We start from the raw sequence: 19,549 nt of genomic DNA, 5'->3' as shown, positions 1-19,549 counted from the left end.
TCGTTAAATCCGTGTATAATAAAGTTTAAATTCGACATCATTCGACAATTTATATCAATATAACGAGGTGAATAAAATGTTTTTAGATTTCCTAAATAACGTAAATGGTTTTATTTGGACATACATTATCATTTCCGTATTACTGGGCTTAGGTTTGTATTTCTCTATTCAAACCAAGTTTGTACAATTTCGTCTCTTTGGAGATATGTTCCGAACACTTTTTGAAAAAGAATCCTTTTCAAAGCAACAGAAGGGTACATCTGCCTTCCAAGCCTTCACAATTAGTACAGCATCTAGGGTAGGTACAGGAAACCTTGGTGGTGTCGCAACAGCAATTGCTGCAGGTGGCCCAGGTGCTGTGTTTTGGATGTGGGTTATTGCGTTGCTTGGTTCAGCAACAAGTTTTATCGAAAGCACACTAGCTCAAGTGTATAAAATTCCTGATAAGCAGGATGGCTATCGTGGTGGACCAGCTTATTATATGGAAAAAGGTCTGAAAAATAGAAAACTTGGGGTTGCGTTTGCTGTCTCAATTATCTTTACGTATGGACTTGTATTTAGCTCCGTTCAATCCAATACAATTCGCTTAGCATTTGAAGACTCTTTTGATGTTCAAAAGGGCGTTATGGCTGTAGTACTAACTGCACTTTCAGCTCTTGTCATTTTTGGTGGTCTGAAACGTATCGCACGCGTTACACAAGTTGTGGTACCCATTATGGCAGTCATATATTTAATATTTGCATTTGGTATCTTATTATTTAACCTTACTGAAATTCCAAGTCTAATTAACCTAATTGTACAAAACGCATTTGGAATTCGTGAAATTGCCGGTGGTGGCTTTGGTGCTGCAATTATGATGGGGATTAAGCGTGGACTATTCTCCAACGAAGCGGGAATGGGTAGTGCTCCAAACGCAGCAGCAACAGCTGAAGTTTCTCACCCTGTAAAACAAGGTTTAATTCAGACGCTTGGTGTATTTACAGATACAATCATCATTTGTAGTGCGACAGCATTTATCATTCTTCTTTCAGGTGATCCGTCTGAGTATATGAATACAGACCTTGAAAGTATTCAGCTTACGCAAAATGCATTTGCTGGACACCTGGGTGATTGGGCTGGAATCTTTGTAGCGATTGCGATCTTCTTGTTTGCTTTCAGTTCCATTATCGGAAATTACTATTATGGCGAAACAAACATGCAGTTTATTAAGAATAGTCGCTTGAACTTAAATGTGTATCGTGTAGCGGTATTAGCAATGGTTGTGTTCGGTGCAATGGCTCAAATGAGTCTTGTATGGGCTCTAGCTGACCTTTCCATGGCCATTATGGCATTAATTAACCTATATGCGATCACACGTCTCTTGAAAGTACTCAAAGTTGTACTTGCGGATTATATGAAAAAACGTAAAACGAATGACAAGACGAAGTTCTCCAAAGAGGATATTGAGGATCAATCGGGAATTGAAATGTGGTAAAAAGATAAGCATGCAGCTCTTAATAAGAGCTACATGCTTTTTTATTAACATTCATGTCCATTCAAGCCCCCTTATCTGGAAGACTTGGAATCGAGATAATGTGTGTATGGTTCCGTTGCTTATATGGAGTGCGGCGGGCTGGGAAACGGGCTGCTTTCCCCGGACGAACGATCGAGCCTCCTCAGTCACTACGTTCCCTGCGGGGTCTCGCTCGCCCGTTTTTCCGGAGGAGTCAGCCCGTTTCCCAGCCCACCTTAGCCGTATGGAGATTAACGGAACCGCAGCGTAATAAGTGTTTCTGATTCCTGTGTAAAGCTTTACTATAATGACACAGAAAATGACTCAAACACCTGATATAAAGCTTGTTCGCGTTATCTATGAGATTCATCGAACACTTTTATGGCAATAAGGAAATTCAGCTAATCAGAACTGGGTCCGTTAACCTTCACTACAATAGGGGGAAGGAAACGGTGAGACTCCAGTGGTATTACGATCGGGCGAGACCCCGCAGAGAGTGGAACGAACGAGGAGGCTCGACCGTGAGTCCACAGGACGCGAACCGTTTCACTGACCCCTTCCTCTTTTTAACGCAACGGACCCACCCTCTCACTAAAACAGTTATTCCATATTACTGCCATTTAACTGAATAAAGTCGTGTTATGTTATCAATATCAATATTTATTAACAGATACATAATTACATTAAAAAAACCTGTCCACATGGGGACAGGTTTTTAATCATTACTTATAAGCCTCTACAATCATCCGAACCGTTTCGGGTGGCATGTTCAAGTGCTCAATATTTGTATCGCGTAACAAGGCTTGTGTGTTCTCATCCTGGAACGTGATATGCGTTTCCAGATAGACCAGGAATACTTGTATCATCTGGTTGAGCTGTTGTTCTTCAGGACTCAGCTCATACTGTTTGTGATCCTCTACCACCGATAGCTGCTCAAAGTCTAGCGCATCCTTTAACATAGAAAGAACCTCTTGGTTTGTAGGCGGATTTGGGTTTGTGATGTTATAAATCGTATTCTTCTGTGCCTTTTTAGAAGCTAAAGCAAGAATATCTGCCACATAATCAACCGGAACGAAATTAGATGTTCCCTTTTTTGACGCTACTAAACGATAACGCTGAGCCTCACCTTTTGCCTTGCGTAGAGCTCGTCTTTTAAATAGCTCAAGAGCTCGCATAAATCCATAAAGTGTGAAGTGGGAGTCAGCTTCCCCCGTTTTTGAGTCGCCGACAATGATGGCAGGTCTGAAAATCGAGACGTCCATTTCATCTTTATAAGAGAATACCAGGTGCTCAGCTTTCGCTTTACTTTCTTCATAAGGGTTATTCCACTCATTGTCTAATGGATATAACTCTTCTCTGCCTATTTCATTTTTGCCAACGGTGTAGGCAGTGCTAATGTGGAAAAATGATTTTGCCCCGCATTGATTGGCGAGTTCGAGTACATGTTTTGTTCCTTCATAGTTGATTTGAAACAATTCATCTCTTAATTCCACATCAAACTTCACGAGAGCAGCTAAATGATAGACCATATCTACGTTGTTTTTTAGCTTAAGCAAATCTTCTTCTGCTAATTCACATTGTTCGGCTGTGATGTCTCCTTTAATAAACGTGATGCGTTTCTGGTTTTCAGGAGAAAGCGTTGAACGAAGCGCTTCTGCTTTTGTTATATTTCGAGCTAATACAAATAGATGATTCTCATCATCTTCTATCAGATGATGAATCAATTTTCCACCTAAAAAACCTGTAGCTCCAGTCAAAAAGATGTTCAAATCCGTCACTCCTCTATGGTGTCGTACTAGGATGCATGGTGGATGTGATGACTGTTCTGTCGTAAGAAACGTAAAGAAGCTTGATTAAACTCTTTTCCTTTTTCTATATTACAAACATGTCCACATTGCTCTAGCACAATGAGTTCTGCATCTTGGTCATTGGCAAGATCTTTTTTTAGAGGATCTAGAAATAGGTGATCCTCTCGGCCGGAAATGTAAAGTCGGGGAATGCCCTTCGCTTTTTGCTCAAGGAATTTATGAGTTTTGTCGACGGTTTTAGCAATACGGAACCATGCTAGAAGGTCATCTCGTCTTAATTTTTTGGCCTCTTTAATAAATACGCTGCGAGCATTTTTATGATTTGACTTTGGCATCATGATCCATGCGAAAAAACGGTATAACCACATGTGTGGGGTAACGTCTTTAGTTAAATCACCCAAATTGATTAGAAGTTTAGAAAGTGGTGTGAACCTCGTAATTGTTCCACCTAACACTGCTGATTTCACGATAGAAGGGTGGTTTTGTAAGATCGTATGAATAATGATTGACCCAAGAGAAATCCCAACAAAGTGGGCTTTATCTATTTTAAGTGAGGCCAGAAGTCGTTTAACCTCATCTGCAACTAGTTTTAACGAAAACGGTTCATTGTAGTCTTGAGGTTTTGCTGACTTTCCATGACCAGGTAAGTGAATAGCAATAACATTATATTCTTTCGTGTACGCCTTTAATTGCTTAAAGAACACACGTGAATTTCCACCAATCCCATGCAAAAGTACAATATATTCTTTTTTGTCATTTTCATAGATGATGTGTTCTAACAATTGTTGTTCCCCTCTCGAATTTAACCTAATGTCCATTATAGCTACAATGGAGAGTAAAGAAAACCGTAAATCATAAAGCGTTTCAACATCCTATTATAAAGGTTGTAACCGTTTTTTCGCCAATACAAATTTTGGGTGGGGATTGAAACTTAAAAATGGCGCCTCCTCAAGGGGGCGCCATAGTGTCTGAACGATTATCTCTCTCTTTAATCTATATCGAATGCAAAACCACTCATCTCATGGTTAGAATGTGATCTTATCTTTAAGGCTGTCCACTTTGATCTTAATCTCAGCTTGATTCATGACATCAGAAAGTTTGTTAGGATAGACTAAACCTTTTCATCCTTACTCCTTCTTATTTTGCTAGCTGAAGGGATGCTGTTTGCTTTTGCCCATCTCGATAGAATTGGATCTCGATAGAGTCACCAACAGATTTTTCTTCGTAAAGATATTTTCTAAGGTCTACGAGGGATTCAACTTTTTGCCCATCTACTTGAACAATGGCGTCATATTTCTGTAGACCTGCTTCAGCTGCTGGTGTGCCTTGTTGTACGCCACCAACTAGAACGCCTGATTGAATGTCTTTAGGTAATTTTAACGTGTTCTGTAAGTGGTGGTTTGAGATGGTAGAAAGATCTCTTGTTTGGATGCCCATGTAAGGACGTGTTACTTCTCCTTCTTTTTCAAGGTCTTCAATTATCGGTAATGCTGTAGACGTCGGAATAGCAAATCCTAATCCTTCTACTTGTTCTTTCGCTATTTTCATAGAGTTAATGCCGATCACTTCACCTTGAATGTTTACAAGAGCCCCGCCACTGTTACCTGGGTTAATCGCTGCGTCTGTCTGGAGAACATCGGTCTTCCAATCAACGTTTCCATCTTTGTTTAAGTCAATTGGCATCGTACGTTCTTTACCACTGATAATGCCTTTTGTTACAGAGCCTGCGAACTTCATGCCTAATGGGTTGCCGATAGCGATTGCAGTCTCACCAACTTTAAGCTCATCAGAAGACCCGAATTGCGCTACTTGCTTCACTTTATCTGCACTGATTTTTAAAACCGCTAAGTCTGTAAGAGGGTCACTTCCAAGTAATTCAGCCTTAACTTTATCTCCACTACTTAAAATGACTTCAAGAGACTGAGCGTTATCGATGACGTGATGGTTGGTTACCACATATGCTTCTCCATTTTCTTTTTTATAAATAACACCAGACCCGGTTCCTGCTTTACTGTTTTCAGATAGTGGTGCTGATTGTCCGTATTTCACTACACCTACTACTGCATCAGATGCTTTTTCAACTGCCTGAACCACAGAAGAGTTGGAGTCTGTTGAATCAATCGTGTTATCTTCTGAAGTAGCATTCACCTCTTTAGGAGTGCTTTCGGCTGAATTGTTATAATTAAATACGGTTAGGGTACCTGCTACTAAAAGGACTGTTGCAATGAATGCGCTTGTTGTAAATTTGAATAACCATCCAAAATAGCTTTTCTTTTCATCTTGTTGTTTATTTTCGGTTTGTTCCTGTTCTTCAAAACGCATAAGTGAGAACCACCTTTCTATAGAATACGTTGCCCTTGGCTCTTGACGTTGCCAATGAGCTCCGTTGTTTTATTTACAATTCTTATTGTAGGAAAAGCCTTTGGCAGTTTTATGGAACAAATGTGTAAAAAGTGTGGAATAGAATATAGAATCTTATAGAATTTCATGAACCTATGGCAAAATAGGGATAAAAGAAGGGAGAGGAGATCTGGCATGAACGCAACTGTAGGGATTGTAGAAGACGATCAGCACATACGTGAACTTGTTGAAGCGTACTTACAAAAAGAAGGATATGAAACGATAGCGATTGATACAGCTGAAAAAGCATGGGATTTATGGCAGGAGAGTCCTCCCGATATATTTGTGCTCGATATTATGCTACCTGGGATGAATGGGTATGAATTCTGCACCAGGATCCGCCAAGAATCGGATGTTCCAATCATTATTATATCCGCACGAGATGAAGAAGTGGATAAGGTTCTTGGCTTAGAACTTGGTAGTGATGATTACTTAACGAAACCATTTAGTCCGAGAGAGCTCGTTGCTCGCGTGAATCGGATGGCAAAGAGGTGGGAAAAGTATCAAAAATCCACTCCAGAAGAAAACGGAGATCAGGATACATTAAAGAATGGAGATGTTTCGCTTTCATTAAAAGAACGCCGTGTATTTTTGCAAGGGAAAGAAGTTGAGACGACATCGAAAGAGTTTCATATGCTTGAAATTTTAATGCAAGAACCGAACCGTGCCTTTTCAAGAGATGAACTGCTCAATCGTGTTTGGGGAGATGATTACTTTGGAAGTGACAGGGCTGTGGATGACCTGGTCAAAAGACTTCGTAAAAAACTCCCTGATGTTCAAATTGAAACCGTATGGGGCTATGGCTATCGTCTAAGAGATCGTGAGGACTAAGCATGAAATTACTTTACCAACTCAATGCAGCATTTACAGCTTTATTAATTATCATCATGTCTGTGACAGGCTTCTTTATGTATTCCTTAATCATGGATGTTTTGGTGACGAATGAGCAAAAAGATCTTCGAGTGAAAGGCGAATTTTTACTGAACGTTATGTATCAGGAAAATTATTCAGCACGAGGCCAAGAGCTGAGAAGAGTGATAGAAAGTAATGATCTACGTGTGCTAGTCATGGATCCAGATGAAAATCAGATCATGTTCTCTTCCTTACCCCTAATACATCACGTATATGGGCGAAGCAGTTTGAGGATGAATCCGAACAAAAAGATCTTTGGAAAACGGATGGAAATACATATGTCGTGTCAAAGCTGAGGTATGATTATCGCGGGGAACGATATTTGTTAGCCCTTGCGACGCCACTGGAGGAACTGCAAGCCATTCAATCGCTATATACCATGCGACTTGTAGCTATATTTATTATTGGAATCATGGTTGCGGTATTGTTTAGTTATTTATTAACGAAGAGGCTTGTCACACCTTTAAGTAGATTGAAAGAGGAAGTAAATAAAATTGAAAACCGCCGATTTAATGAGATCCAACCCGTCAATGCAACAGGAGAGATTGGTGAAGTAGAACAAAGTGTTTTAGATATGGCCAAAGAATTGGAGCGTTATATTCATTCACAGAAACACTTTTTCCAAAATGCTTCACACGAACTGAAAACACCACTTATGACTATTCAGGGGTATGCAGAAGGCGTGAAGGATGGCATTTTCGAGGGAGAGAAGGCTGATCGGAGCCTGGATCTTATTGTGAAAGAGAGCGAAAGATTAAAGAAAATCGTAAATGAAATCATATTGTTAGCGAAGCTTGATAGTGAAGAAGGGATTTATCATCCAGAGAATATATCCATTGAGAAGCTCTTAAAGGAAACCCAAGAGCGACTTCATCCACTTGCTGCTGAAAAGGATGTACAGGTGAAGATAGATGTAGAAACGAACCGAGAGCTTTTTGTTGATGAAGAAAAGATGCTCCAGGCTCTAATTAATATCGTAAGTAATGGAATACGACATGCTCATCATACAGTTTGGTTACGATCGTTTGAAAGAGGTGGTGATCAAGTTCTGCAAATTCATGATGATGGAGACGGGGTACCTGAAGACCTTCTTCCACAGCTGTTTCATCGATTTGTTAAAGGGAATGAAGGGGAGACAGGTTTAGGACTCGCTATTTCCCGGGCTATTATTGAACGAAGTAAAGGAAGTATTCATGTATATAATCATGAAAATGGTGGAGCGGTATTTGAGATAATAATGTAAAAAGGTGCCGGGCAATGCCCAGGCACCTTTATTACTTTAGGATTGTAATGCTTCAACTACTTTATTAGCAGCGCTTTGACTGGACATTGGATTTTGTCCTGTCACTAGGTTTCCATCGCGAACCGAAAAGTCGGACCAGCTATCACCTGATACAAAGTCTCCGCCTTTTTCACGAAGCTTTGTTTCAAGAAGGAATGGCATATGTGGATCAAGCCCCATATCTTTTTCCTCTTCATCGGTGAAGCCATTTACTTTTTTCCCTTTTACTAAAGGCGTGCCATCTTTATAAGTGACATTCACAAGCCCAGCTGGACCATGACATACGGAGCCGATTACTTTATCAGCTTCTGCATGTTCTTGAAGGACAAGTTGCAATGTTTCACTATCTGGGAAGTCGAACATTGTTCCGTGACCACCTGGTAAAAATACAGCATCGAAGCCTTCACTATCTTCTTTCGTAAGCTTTGCTGTGTTTTTTAGTTCTTCCTGAGCATCCTTCCATTCATCTTTCTCCTCTTCAGGAATACTGTTTGGGTCAAGAGGAACTTCTCCACCATCAATGCTTGTGACTTTAACATCGTACCCTTGCTCTTTGAATGTGTTATAAGGTACTGCGAATTCTTCTAGCCATAGGCCTGTTTTATGATCATCTGTAATCTTCGTGTGATTCGTTAACACCATTAAAATGCGTTCGTTACTCATGTTGTACCTCCTAGAATTTGATAAGATTAGCCTTTCCTCTGGGATTAAAAATATAAATGAAAAACCCTCAGTATGTAAACTTGTTTGCTCATGCTTTATAATAGAGAGTAGTAAATACACTAAAGGTGATGAATGTATGAACGGACAAAACCGCAAAGATATTTCACCAGGAATTGAAGTGGATATCGTTTTAAAGAAGGATCAACGAAGTGGCAAGCTTACGAGAGGAACCGTGAAGGATATTTTGACGAATTCAAGTCAACATCCACATGGGATTAAAGTTCGTTTGCAAGATGGCCAGGTAGGTCGAGTTAAAAATATCGTGTAAGTGTTTTGGCTTTTAACAAAGGAAGGTTTTTGAATATGAGTATATTATCAGTCGAGCAATTATATAAAACATACGGCGAGAAGGTCTTGTTTGAGAATATCTCGTTTACAATTGAAGAAAAACAGCGAATCGGTTTAATCGGTGTGAACGGAACAGGTAAATCTACGCTGTTAAAAGTTCTAGCTGGAATCGATTCGGCAGAGAAGGGGCAGATTTCGCACTCGAATCAGTTCCATATTGAATATTTACCACAGGAACCTGATCTCGATCATTCCTTATCGGTCTTAGACCAAATTTATTATGGTGATTCAAAAGTGATGCGGACGATGCGAGAATATGAGCAAGCATTGCAGGAGCTCGAAGCGCATCCAGAAGATGAAAAGAAGCAGACAAAGTTATTCCACGCACAACAAAAGATGGATGAAAACGACGCATGGGAAGCAAATACGGTTGCGAAAACAGTTTTAACACGCCTCGGTGTATCGGATTATACAAAACCTGTAAGCGAGTTGTCTGGTGGTCAGAAAAAGCGGGTAGCCATCGCGAAAGCATTAATCCAACCAGCAGATCTGCTCATTTTAGACGAGCCTACTAACCACTTAGACAATGAGACGATTGAATGGTTGGAGTCATTCCTAGCTCAATATAGTGGTTCACTTATTTTGGTTACACACGATCGTTATTTCTTAAATCGTGTCACGAATCATATTTATGAGCTGGATAAAGGCCAGTTATATATTTATGAAGGAAATTATGAAACCTTCTTAGCCAAAAAAGCTGAGCGTGAAGAGCTAGAGCGTAAAAATGAAGAGAAGCGTCAAAATACATTACGACGTGAGTTGGAGTGGCTGCGTAGAGGTCCAAAGGCAAGAGGAACGAAGCAAAAGGCACGTGTAGATCGCGTGAAATCCTTACGTGATCAAAAAGGACCTGAACAAGAGGACCAGCTCGATATCGCAATTGGTTCAACTAGATTAGGGAATGACGTGCTGGAGCTTGAAGGGGTGACCAAATCTTTCGAAGGAGTTCCAGTATTAGAAGATTTCAATTATCTCGTTGTACCAGGTGAGCGTCTTGGCATTATTGGACCAAATGGCAGTGGGAAAACAACCCTCTTAAATATTATGGCAGGTCGTCTTGAAGCGGATGCCGGGTCTGTAAAAACGGGTCAGACTGTGAAAATTGGATACTATACTCAGGATCACGATGAATTAGATGGTTCGCTTCGTGTCGTTGAATATATTAAAGAAGAAGCGGAAGTCATTCATACAATTGAAGGCGATGAAATTACAGCCGAGCAGATGCTTGAGCGGTTTATGTTCCCTCGTTACATGCAGTGGACGTATATTTCAAAACTATCAGGTGGCGAACGTCGACGTCTGTACTTGCTACGTGTACTAATGCAGGAACCGAACGTACTGTTTCTGGATGAGCCGACAAACGACTTAGATACACAGACTCTATCTGTTTTAGAGGAATACTTGGATCACTTCCCAGGTGTCGTTATTACTGTTTCCCACGATCGTTATTTCTTGGATAAAGTTGTCGATCATTTAATTGCATTTGAAGGGAACGGAAAAACACGCCGATTCCAGGGGAACTATAGCGAGTATTTAGATGTGAAGCGTGAAGAAGAGGGTGCAGCCCTTGCGGAACAACGACGTTTAGCAAAAGAGGAAAAGAAAGAGTCACCAAAGCAAAAAGAAAAACGTCGTAAGCTTTCTTATCATGAGCAACAAGAATGGAATTCCATTGAGGACCGAATCGAAGAACTCGAGCTACGTTTAGAAGAAGTCCAAAAGGAAATTACGGAAGCTGGTAGTGATGCAGTTCGCGCACAAGAGCTCGTACAAGAACAGGAAGAAACCGAGCAAAAACTTGAAGAACTCATGGAACGTTGGGAAGAACTATCCACGATTGTGGAGGAATCCAAACAGTAAATGAAAGCCCGAATTAGGTGGAGATGCCTGGTTCGGGCTTTTTACTTTCTAGATGAGCGGATCGCCCGCATTTGTATGAGGTGCGCCCGAATATGTAAAGGTAACGCCCGAACTAGCTAGATGATAGCCCGAATGCAGCGTCGCTTCGCTCGAACCGGTAAGAGAATACCCCGTAAGCTATGCAGTACCGCCCATACCAGCATGAAAACCCACACAATCGTACCATGTAACACCCAGTTGTCCCACTTCATGTACCATCTCCCTTACTAGGTATGTTAATCTTAAGAAAAGAGAATGAAAGAGGGGGATGGGGTTTGGATTTGTCTAGAGAATTTGCGAAAGAGTTGGATGCACAGGATGCGTTATCAGTCTATCGTGATGAGTTTTACATACAACCGGAAACGATTTATATGGATGGAAATTCATTAGGTCTACTTTCAAAGAGAGCGGAAAAGTCTGTTCTTGAGCTTTTAGAGTCGTGGAAGACGCTAGGAATTAATGGATGGATGCAAGGGGATCATCCATGGTTCTATTTATCTGAAAAACTGGGTAAGATGAGTGCTAGCTTAGTAGGAGCAAAAGCTGAAGAGGTTGTTGTAACCGGTTCCACAACTACAAACCTTCATCAGCTAGTCTCAACATTTTACAAGCCCAAAGGAAAGCGGACCAAGATTCTAGCAGATGAGCTTAACTTTCCGTCTGATATTTATGCTCTACAAAGTCAGCTTAAGCTGCAAGGCTACGATCCTGACCACCACCTGATTCGCGTGAAAAGTCGAGACGGTCGTTTAATTGATGAGGATGACATCATTGGGAATATGCACGAGGACGTTGCACTTGTAGTTTTACCAACGGTCCTTTATCGCAGTGGTCAGCTTCTTGATATTGAACGGTTAACAAAAGAAGCTCACAAGCGAGGCATACTGATTGGTTTTGATGGCTGCCATTCAGTTGGGGCAATACCACACGAGTTTCATAAATGGGGAGTGGATTTTGCTTATTGGTGTAACTACAAATATTTAAATAGTGGTCCAGGTGGAGTAGCATCACTCTTTGTACATGAGAAACATTTCGGTGAAGTACCTGGACTGGCAGGGTGGTTTGGCTCAGATAAAGAAAAGCAATTCGATATGGAGCATACTTTTTCGCCTGCAGGAGACGCGGGAGCTTTCCAAATTGGTACACCTCACGTCATGAGTGTAGCCCCATTGCTTGGTTCTTTGGAAATGTTTGAGGAAGCGACGATTGAAAAAGTGCGTGAGAAATCATTGAGAAGTACACGTTATTTAATGGATTTGATAGAGGCTGAACTATCTTCGAACGGTTTTGTCATCGGGAATCCAAAAGAGGATGAGAATAGAGGCGGTCATGTTTGTCTAGAGCACCCAGAAGCTGCGAGGATCTGTAAATCACTTAAAGACCATGGCGTAGTGCCTGACTTTAGAGCACCGAATGTCATTCGCTTGGCTCCTGTGGCGTTATATGTTTCCTATGAAGAAGTATGGGAAACGGTTCAGATCATGAAGCGGATTATGGATGAAAAGCTCTATGGAAAACATGAAAATAAACGAGAGATCATAGCGTAAAAGTGGTATTATTCAATCGATAAAAAGGATGGGATAAAAGTGGATTATTCAAAAGGAAAAACGTTAACAGATTACGAAAAGTATATTCGAACTGAAGAGTTACTTAGTCTGCAAAAATCAGGCGATGAGCTAGCTTGCAATGATGAACTAACGTTTCAAATGATTCACCAAATTGCAGAGCTTCATTTTAAATTAATGATTCAATATATTCATTTAGCAGATGAATGTATGAAGAAAAATGATGTTCACGAAGCAGCCCAACAAATTGATCGTGTAAATATGCACCTTGATCACTTACCGAATGTTTTTGATATGGTGAAAGTGATTAGCCCGAGAGATTACCATACAATTCGCCTTGCACTGGGGCAGGGAAGCGGTCAGGATTCACCAGGTTTTAATGAAGTACTTCGCTTGGGACCAACCTTATGGGAACCATTCAAAGCTCTGTTAGATAAACGTGAGTTAACCCCACTTGAAGTTCATAAAGAGCCAGGAGAGCATGAACAATTATTCCGACTCATGCAAGGTTTAATTCGATTTGATGAGAACTTCCAATCTTTCCGTCATCACCATATTCAATTAGTTCGTCGTATGATTGGCTTAAATACACAGAGTCTTAAAGGAATACCAGCACAAGCGCTGGAGCGTGGTGTGAAATACGAATTCTACCCGGAACTCTGGCAAGCGATTTGCGACCTAACAGATTGGACCGGTTCAAGCTACGACACGAAACCACTAGAGTAAGGGGGATCATACCGTGTTATAACCTGAAAGCATTTACGAGAATGTTTTATTAAAATTTTTCGCTAATTTCAGGGGGGAACACGGTATTATTTATGTTTTCCTTTTCACATAAGGGGAAAAAGGAAAGCGTACATCAAAGATATTATAATAATTCATTTTCCTTTTTGTAATCCTGATGTAACACTTTATAGTTATGCTTGCATAGTTTTGAAGACTCGCTGGCATACTATAATTTAGGAGTTTATGGTGTAGGAGGAGTTTGCTATGGATAAAAAACCTTGTATTGACTCGTTAGTCGTAAAGAACTCCCACGTTCTACCGACTGATACAAATAATCATGGGACATTATTTGGTGGGCAGCTAATGGCCTATATGGATGATGTAGCTGCGATTGCTGCGACACGTCATGCACGTAATCCTGTGGTGACAGCATCCACAGACTCAGTGGACTTTTTATATCCGGTCAACGCTGGGGACGCCATTTGCCTTGAGGCATTTGTTACATGGACGCGAAATACTTCCATGGAGATTTTTGTTAAGGCTGTAACAGAAGAACTGCTATCTGGAAAGCGTGCTGTATGTGCTACAGCTTTCATGACATTCGTAGCTGTGGATGATCAGAATAACCCGATTCAGGTTCCAACGGTATATCCTGAAACAGAAGAAGAACAATGGCTTCACGATGGTGCAGCGAAACGAGCTGAACAACGTAAAGAGCGTCGTGGCGTATCAAAAGAATTCGCTCAAAAATTTGGAACGGACTTTCCTTGGGGAAGATAAACTTGATAAACCCTGTCACAGTCAATGTGGGAGGGTTTTTTAGGTTGAACCTCTTCTTCAATTAAAGCCCCCTTTATCGGAAGCCTTGATTTCAATTTCTTCCCCTTATACCGAGCACACAATATTTATCTCTCGTGTACCATACTTTGGTACACTTGAAGAAATTAAAAAAGAGGTGCTCGTTATGACGATTACATACCGATTTTATGAACAACTAGAAGACCTACAAGCCCAGTATGCTTTTTGGGAGAAGATAACTAGAGATTTACCCTACGCTTGGAAGCTAACAACATCCCCTGGAGAGTTTAATAAGCAGGAAGAATTTTCACCAAAATCCCGTTACTTTGCTTTTGATAGAGATACCCTTGTTGGATATATGAGTTTTACCGGAAGTGGTGGTATGGTTTCATTAGGTTACCCATGGGTTCTTCGAGGTTATGAAGGAGAAGTACAAGAAGAACTCTTCAATAAAGTGTACAACTTTGCAGCTAGTGAAGAATATGGGGCAAACATGATGGTTCAGCGCTTCAGAAAACAATGGGACAATCAAATCCAATTCTTTTTAGATAAAGGCTTTACCATTGCTAGTCGATCGCCTATTATAGGAAAAACACTTTCACAAGAAGATGGGTTTCAATCCCTCCTTCCTTATGAAGTTGGCTCTTCTTTTTCATTTGAAGCATGGAAAAGCCTTATACAAAACAATGGAGACATAACAACTGAAGAAGTGGACATGATGGAGACCTACTTCCGGTCCATACAATTTGATTTTTCTGTAGTTTACAAAGAAGAAAATAAAACAATTGCTTATGCCGGTGTAACGATCCGTCCAGACACGAAATATTCTGAGGTAATCGCTTTAGCTATTCATTCGGATTATACAAAGGAACTAAAAAATGTGATGAGGGCAATTGAAGAGGAAACTAAAAAGCGTAATGTACAAACACTTAGTATTGCTGAAGGTAACCTCCCTGAACAAGCTGAACTTCATGAATTAGGTTACAAACCTTTAACAGAAGATGTTTTTGTCATGAAAGAGCTAAAATAAAATATCTAGATATTCTTTAAACAGGTCAACCGGAATTGAATGATCCGGTTGACCTGTTATTCACCCTATAAAATGACCAATTATACCAAGTATCACGCCAGAAACAGCTCCGTAAATCAGTGCTTTTGGTTTTTTGTGTTCTAACCACACTGTTTATCCCCCCTTTTAGTAAATATCTACTCGTTCTATAAATATAAAATTCATAGATAAGGAAGGATTTTAAAAGAGAATCAAGAAAGTTAAGGAATCATCTTTTGCATTTAAGAACAGAATCGGGTAAGGAGGATGTTTCTATGACAGTGTTAACCTATAACAAAGCGGATGAATTTCTGAGTAAAGTGGAACCTTTTTTAATGAAGAATGAGGCACTGAATAACTTACCTCTAGGGATTAGCTATCGACTTGCTAATGAAGGCAATCACTATCAAAGTGAACCTTTCTTAGGATATAAGCAACGAAGTGATGGAGAGATTCATTACGCCTTATTGAGAACGCCTCCTCATAACTGGATTTTAGCTGTTGAACAAGACCTTTCGTATGAAGATGTAGATAGTTTTTTGACCTATATAGATGAAAATCATTTACCTTTTCCAGGGTTAATTGGGTCGAAACCTTCTGTGGAGCGTATTGCAGAGCGATGGAATGAGAGAACGGGTTCTTCTTACCAAATAAAAATGGAACAGAAAGTTTTTCGTCTAGATGAAGTTGAAGATATCCCGATTTCGAATGGTGAGCTTCGAATCGCCCAACCTGAACATCAAGAGATCGCAACAAAATGGTTGAATATGTTTGGAGAAGAAGCAGGGGAACCTACGTTGGCTGAAAGTCCAGAAGATACGATCAAGCGCATGATCCAGAATCAATCATTACGTTTGTGGATAGATGATGGAGAGCCTGTTTCAATGGCGAATGCTACACGTCCAACAATAAACGGGATTACATTAGGGCCTGTGTACACACCAAATGAGCATAAACGAAAAGGCTATGCTTCAAGTCTTGTGGCGAAGCTAAGTCAAAGCTTATTAGATGAAGGGTATTCCTTCACGTCGTTGTACACCGATTTAAGTAATCCAACTTCAAATAAAATTTATCAACGAATTGGATATAAACCAATTGGAGACTCTATTGTGATTCAATTTGAAGATCATGTATAGAGATGGAAATCACCAGAAATGCATTTAAAAAGCTTTAAATTACCCTAACCTATTAAATTAAAAAAAGAGTCTCCAACTATGTTGGGGACTCTAAGTTTACATATTATCGAGCTTTAGCAACAACACCGTTATGAACTTTGATATAGCCACTCTGTACGATATCAAAACCATTCTCATAAATATACAATCCCATTTGCTCCAATGTCATAAGCTCTCTATAAGTATGATTCATGACATCTGCCATAATCCGATAATACATACGGGATTTAAACTGATTCCGTGGAGTCGTGAAAATCGCATAGCCACCTGTCTTTAAAAACTTCCGATGCCAATCTACCACTTCAGGTTTATATTCATCTGGAAAATGTTCTAGTAAACCTACTGATAGAACGATATCAAACTCTTTTCCATAATCAAGGTTGCGAATATCATCCACAACATATTCAATATTAAAATCGTTTTTATAGTAAACACTCGTTTGTCCAGTGTTTGGGTTATCACCTAGAAAAGGATAGGTTTCAGGGAAATCTTGAAAGCGAGTAGTTTTACAATACTCATCATAATCAACCATTACCACCTCAGCGCTAGGATACATCGCAGCAATTTGCATCGCCTCATATCCTTCCGCAGCACCCAAGAACAAAATCCGAGGTTTCTTAACATCTAACCCTTCAAAGAGTGCTCTTTTTCCGCGTGGGTCCCAAACTCCATCCTCAATTCTGTGGGCGTAATTCCACAGTTGAATGCGAGCTACATCCCCTAATGCTGCTTTAATAGCCTTTGGATTGAATGAACCTAAGCTTTCCTTAAATGCCTTTTTCTTCTTCTGTTGTTCTGATGGTACATCTTTTACAAACCATTCATGAAACGCTCTGTTAAAATATTGCCATGATGTGTGCACACTCATAGATTTGCCAAATTGTTGTTCATACTGATCTCGATCTTTTGAATTCGCCTTTACTTCATAAGGTCTCCCCACATCTTTCCATGACAAAGAGGACCAATCAGAAACTGTATTCATTGTGACAAACTTATTGTACTCTTGTTCTGAATAGCGTCTTAAATCCACTCTAAAGCTTGGTTGTAGTTCAGTAAAATCAAGGTGTTCCTCGGAATAAGGTTTATCTTCATGAGCGACCTTCAATAAAGAAGACATGCACACACCCCTTAAAAGTCTGAATTTTCTTATATTATATAGGAAAAATGAAACGCTTACAAATTAAGGGGGGAGAGGTCTGAATCAATAACCTATGTTTATTTAATAAGTTTACGAACCCATTCAATTCCTTCTCGAACATATTTCTGTGATGGAACGTGGTGTGGGGTATGCTCAAATAAAAATCGTATATCAGACCCTTGAGCGAGCTTTCGAATAATAGGTTCAAGTGTATAAAAATCTGAATCGTTTTCCTGGCTTGAGTGAACTGGAGACCATATGTATTTGTTCGCATCACCATTTTGAAATGATACGTTGTGTAGGTGTACAACCTTAATATAATCTTGCCATTTATGAATATGGCCGAAAATATGATCAGCATCAGCTAACAAATAGTCACCGACATCAAAGCAAAGAGGAATGCCATAATTTTTCCATCTCTCAACAGAAAAGTCATCCAAATAGTGAATGCCGCATGGATTACGATTTTGCCCTAATTTGGGTTCACAAACAAAAGGAATATCATACTGGACTTGAAGGTGGCTAAGCTTCTCTAAGCCTTGCTCAATATCTTTATGTACATCACCATTACGATCTGTTTTAAAGTAAGGAAAATGAACAAGAACATATTCTGCACCTAAAGATGAGAGGCGCTTAGCTTCTTCTTCAATTTGATACCAAGCTTTCTCTGGTTCTATATGTACATACTCAATGAGATCATATTTGCTGTTATTTCTCATAAGTGGAGAATGAATGCCAAAGCTTCGCTGAGTATGTTTTACATGGTCTAAAAACAATTGAAAAGCATCTTCATCAGGGAATTCACCGATTTCAATGTGGTCAAGCTCTTCAAGAAATAGTTCATGTAATTGTTTTGGGTTTGATAAAATGGTGCTTCCTGATAATCCTAATTTATGTGGCAAATGATCATCCTTTCTATATAAGAGAATTTTTCATTATTATAGTGTAAAAGATTGGAAGGAACAATGTTAAATTGCTAACTAGTTCCTTGGTGTTTGATTCGTACCTAGAAAGGATAAATAAGGAGTAAGAGCCTATAAAGGAGTGATTTGAATGGTAGGACCAGAGGGAGAACTATTTTCACAACTCCAAGGGAACCCAAATGAGTTTGGGAAATGTAGTAATTGTGGAAAGTTCCTGCAGAATAAAAAAGAAGAGAAGATGAAAATGTGTACGGATTGTCAGAAGCGTAATAGTAACGAAGAAGTTGACGTTCGTACAGGTGAATAAATGATACATGAAAAAGGAGAGGCCATAGTGGTACTCTCCTTTTCTGTTTTTTATAGTGGATCTAATTAATCGATTTCAGGGCGTTTTCCTTGCTCGAGATAATTTTTCAAGAAATCTCCTAGGAGTTCTTTCCATCCTTCTGCGTGCATCTTTTCCCATTCTGGATCAATCAAGCCAACAGCATGGTGGGATAGCTTAAGAACGGTGGCATCTCCGTTTGGTTCAAGTTTGAAAGAATATGCACTATTCACAGCACCTGACATACCAAGTAGACCATTTAAGCGAATCTCCTCATTTTCTTTCACAAATTGAACCGTTCCCCATAATGCATTAGCGCCTTCAATTCCTTCTTCAAGGAATTTTCCACCAGGGTGGGGATCCATCGTCATTCTAGAACCTTCACCACATAAGCGATAGGCCCACCATTGTCCAATGTCTCGTGTTAAGCCTTCAAAAACTTTTTGAGGGGAAGCATTAATCGTAACCTCTTGTTCAATTTGAAATGCATCGTGCTTTAAACCTTGCTCACTCATTTCTTCATTACTCCCTTCTAATGATTGTTTTAAAGATGTTAAGGACTGGGCAAAGCCTGATTGATACTGACTCACCCAACGTTCATAAACTTGCTGTAACGGTACCACATTTAAATAGTTCAGTCGTGATCTCCCTTCTCTTCTTACCAGAATAAGGTCAGCATCCTGAAGCGCGTTTAAATGTTTCATGACGGCGTACCGTGATACGTCTGGAAAAAGCGAGTCCAGATCACCTGTGGTTTTGGGTCCTTCTTTTAATTGATCTAGAATACTCATTCTTATCGGGTGACTAAGAGCTTTAAATACAGCTGTAAGATCTTCATTTAGCATGCCATGGCCTCCATACAAAATACGTTACGAATGGGTAACGTATTTAATGTGACTTTATAGTAACATGTATTTGTAATAGGATTCAACTCTAAACTTACATTCAATATTATGATCTCTTATAATAGAAGACATGTAAGGAGTG

19 protein-coding genes are annotated in these 19,549 nt (G+C 39.9%); 12 read left to right on the top strand and 7 right to left on the bottom strand.

Annotation, left to right across the window (positions count from 1 at the left end; genetic code table 11):
- Positions 1-76: 76 nt before the first annotated feature.
- Positions 77-1,474 (top strand): alanine/glycine:cation symporter family protein, encoded by a 1,398-nt coding sequence (locus GS400_RS18990; protein ID WP_160104295.1) that lies wholly within the window; start codon positions 77-79, stop codon positions 1,472-1,474.
- Between the two features lie 740 nt (positions 1,475-2,214).
- Here GS400_RS18990 and GS400_RS18985 read toward each other — a convergent pair.
- The 3 genes from GS400_RS18985 to GS400_RS18975 form a co-directional block, all read right to left on the bottom strand.
- Complete coding sequence (locus GS400_RS18985; protein ID WP_160104294.1) at positions 2,215-3,261, bottom strand: SDR family oxidoreductase; 1,047 nt, start codon at positions 3,259-3,261, stop codon at positions 2,215-2,217.
- A gap of 26 nt (positions 3,262-3,287) precedes the next feature.
- The gene (locus GS400_RS18980; protein WP_236561059.1) at positions 3,288-4,082 is read right to left on the bottom strand and encodes an alpha/beta fold hydrolase; all 795 of its coding nucleotides are present in this window, start codon (positions 4,080-4,082) and stop codon (positions 3,288-3,290) included.
- 355 nt (positions 4,083-4,437) lie between these two features.
- A complete protein-coding gene (locus tag GS400_RS18975) occupies positions 4,438-5,622 on the bottom strand; it encodes a S1C family serine protease (RefSeq protein ID WP_160104292.1) in 1,185 nt (394 codons plus the stop codon).
- A gap of 213 nt (positions 5,623-5,835) precedes the next feature.
- Here GS400_RS18975 and GS400_RS18970 point away from each other — a divergent pair, with 213 nt between their 5' ends.
- From GS400_RS18970 to GS400_RS18965, 3 genes are read left to right on the top strand one after another with little or no spacing between them, the layout of a single operon-like run.
- Entirely contained in the window at positions 5,836-6,531 is a 696-nt protein-coding gene (locus GS400_RS18970; protein WP_160104291.1) for a response regulator transcription factor, read from the top strand.
- Positions 6,532-6,533: 2 nt separating this feature from the next.
- Positions 6,534-6,908, top strand: a complete 375-nt coding sequence (locus tag GS400_RS20265) for a hypothetical protein (RefSeq protein WP_236561057.1) — start codon at positions 6,534-6,536, stop codon at positions 6,906-6,908.
- Positions 6,896-7,855, top strand: a complete 960-nt coding sequence (locus GS400_RS18965; RefSeq protein WP_236561055.1) for a sensor histidine kinase — start codon at positions 6,896-6,898, stop codon at positions 7,853-7,855. The genes GS400_RS20265 and GS400_RS18965 overlap by 13 nt, the downstream gene beginning before the upstream one ends.
- Positions 7,856-7,891: 36 nt before the next feature.
- On the opposite strand, the gene GS400_RS18960 is transcribed toward GS400_RS18965, so the two are convergent.
- The gene (locus GS400_RS18960) at positions 7,892-8,557 is read right to left on the bottom strand and encodes a type 1 glutamine amidotransferase domain-containing protein (protein ID WP_160104290.1); all 666 of its coding nucleotides are present in this window, start codon (positions 8,555-8,557) and stop codon (positions 7,892-7,894) included.
- A gap of 136 nt (positions 8,558-8,693) precedes the next feature.
- Here GS400_RS18960 and GS400_RS18955 point away from each other — a divergent pair, with 136 nt between their 5' ends.
- From GS400_RS18955 to GS400_RS18925, 7 genes are all read left to right on the top strand, one after another.
- Positions 8,694-8,885: a YwbE family protein gene (locus GS400_RS18955; RefSeq protein WP_027447412.1), complete on the top strand. Its 192-nt coding sequence runs from the start codon at positions 8,694-8,696 to the stop codon at positions 8,883-8,885.
- A gap of 35 nt (positions 8,886-8,920) precedes the next feature.
- A complete protein-coding gene (locus GS400_RS18950) occupies positions 8,921-10,825 on the top strand; it encodes an ABC-F family ATP-binding cassette domain-containing protein (protein ID WP_160104289.1) in 1,905 nt (634 codons plus the stop codon).
- A 314-nt stretch (positions 10,826-11,139) separates the two neighbouring features.
- Positions 11,140-12,411 carry a kynureninase gene (kynU, locus tag GS400_RS18945; protein ID WP_236561054.1) on the top strand — a complete coding sequence of 424 codons (1,272 nt, stop codon included), beginning with the start codon at positions 11,140-11,142 and terminating at the stop codon, positions 12,409-12,411.
- A 39-nt stretch (positions 12,412-12,450) separates the two neighbouring features.
- A complete protein-coding gene (locus GS400_RS18940; protein ID WP_160104287.1) occupies positions 12,451-13,155 on the top strand; it encodes a tryptophan 2,3-dioxygenase family protein in 705 nt (234 codons plus the stop codon).
- Positions 13,156-13,419: 264 nt separating this feature from the next.
- Positions 13,420-13,935, top strand: coding sequence for an acyl-CoA thioesterase (locus GS400_RS18935; RefSeq protein WP_160104286.1), 516 nt, complete (start codon positions 13,420-13,422; stop codon positions 13,933-13,935).
- A 184-nt stretch (positions 13,936-14,119) separates the two neighbouring features.
- A complete protein-coding gene (locus tag GS400_RS18930; RefSeq protein ID WP_160104285.1) occupies positions 14,120-14,983 on the top strand; it encodes a hypothetical protein in 864 nt (287 codons plus the stop codon).
- A 293-nt stretch (positions 14,984-15,276) separates the two neighbouring features.
- Entirely contained in the window at positions 15,277-16,137 is an 861-nt protein-coding gene (locus GS400_RS18925) for a GNAT family N-acetyltransferase (RefSeq protein ID WP_160104284.1), read from the top strand.
- Between the two features lie 103 nt (positions 16,138-16,240).
- Here GS400_RS18925 and GS400_RS18920 read toward each other — a convergent pair whose 3' ends face one another.
- On the bottom strand, positions 16,241-17,293 hold the full coding sequence (locus tag GS400_RS18920; RefSeq protein ID WP_160104283.1) for a class I SAM-dependent methyltransferase: 1,053 nt from the start codon (positions 17,291-17,293) through the stop codon (positions 16,241-16,243).
- A gap of 98 nt (positions 17,294-17,391) precedes the next feature.
- Positions 17,392-18,216, bottom strand: coding sequence for a TIM barrel protein (locus tag GS400_RS18915; protein ID WP_160104282.1), 825 nt, complete (start codon positions 18,214-18,216; stop codon positions 17,392-17,394).
- A 151-nt stretch (positions 18,217-18,367) separates the two neighbouring features.
- On the opposite strand from GS400_RS18915, the gene GS400_RS20100 reads away from it, so the two are divergent.
- Positions 18,368-18,544, top strand: a complete 177-nt coding sequence (locus tag GS400_RS20100) for a hypothetical protein (RefSeq protein ID WP_201450123.1) — start codon at positions 18,368-18,370, stop codon at positions 18,542-18,544.
- A gap of 65 nt (positions 18,545-18,609) precedes the next feature.
- On the opposite strand, the gene GS400_RS18910 is transcribed toward GS400_RS20100, so the two are convergent.
- Complete coding sequence (locus GS400_RS18910) at positions 18,610-19,407, bottom strand: SRPBCC domain-containing protein (protein WP_160104281.1); 798 nt, start codon at positions 19,405-19,407, stop codon at positions 18,610-18,612.
- Positions 19,408-19,549 lie beyond the last annotated feature (142 nt).

Source organism: Pontibacillus sp. HMF3514, assembly GCF_009858175.1.
GTDB lineage: Bacteria > Bacillota > Bacilli > Bacillales > BH030062 > Pontibacillus.
Note: the sequence above shows the minus strand (reverse complement) of the source record. Positions and strands in the feature narration are given on the sequence as shown.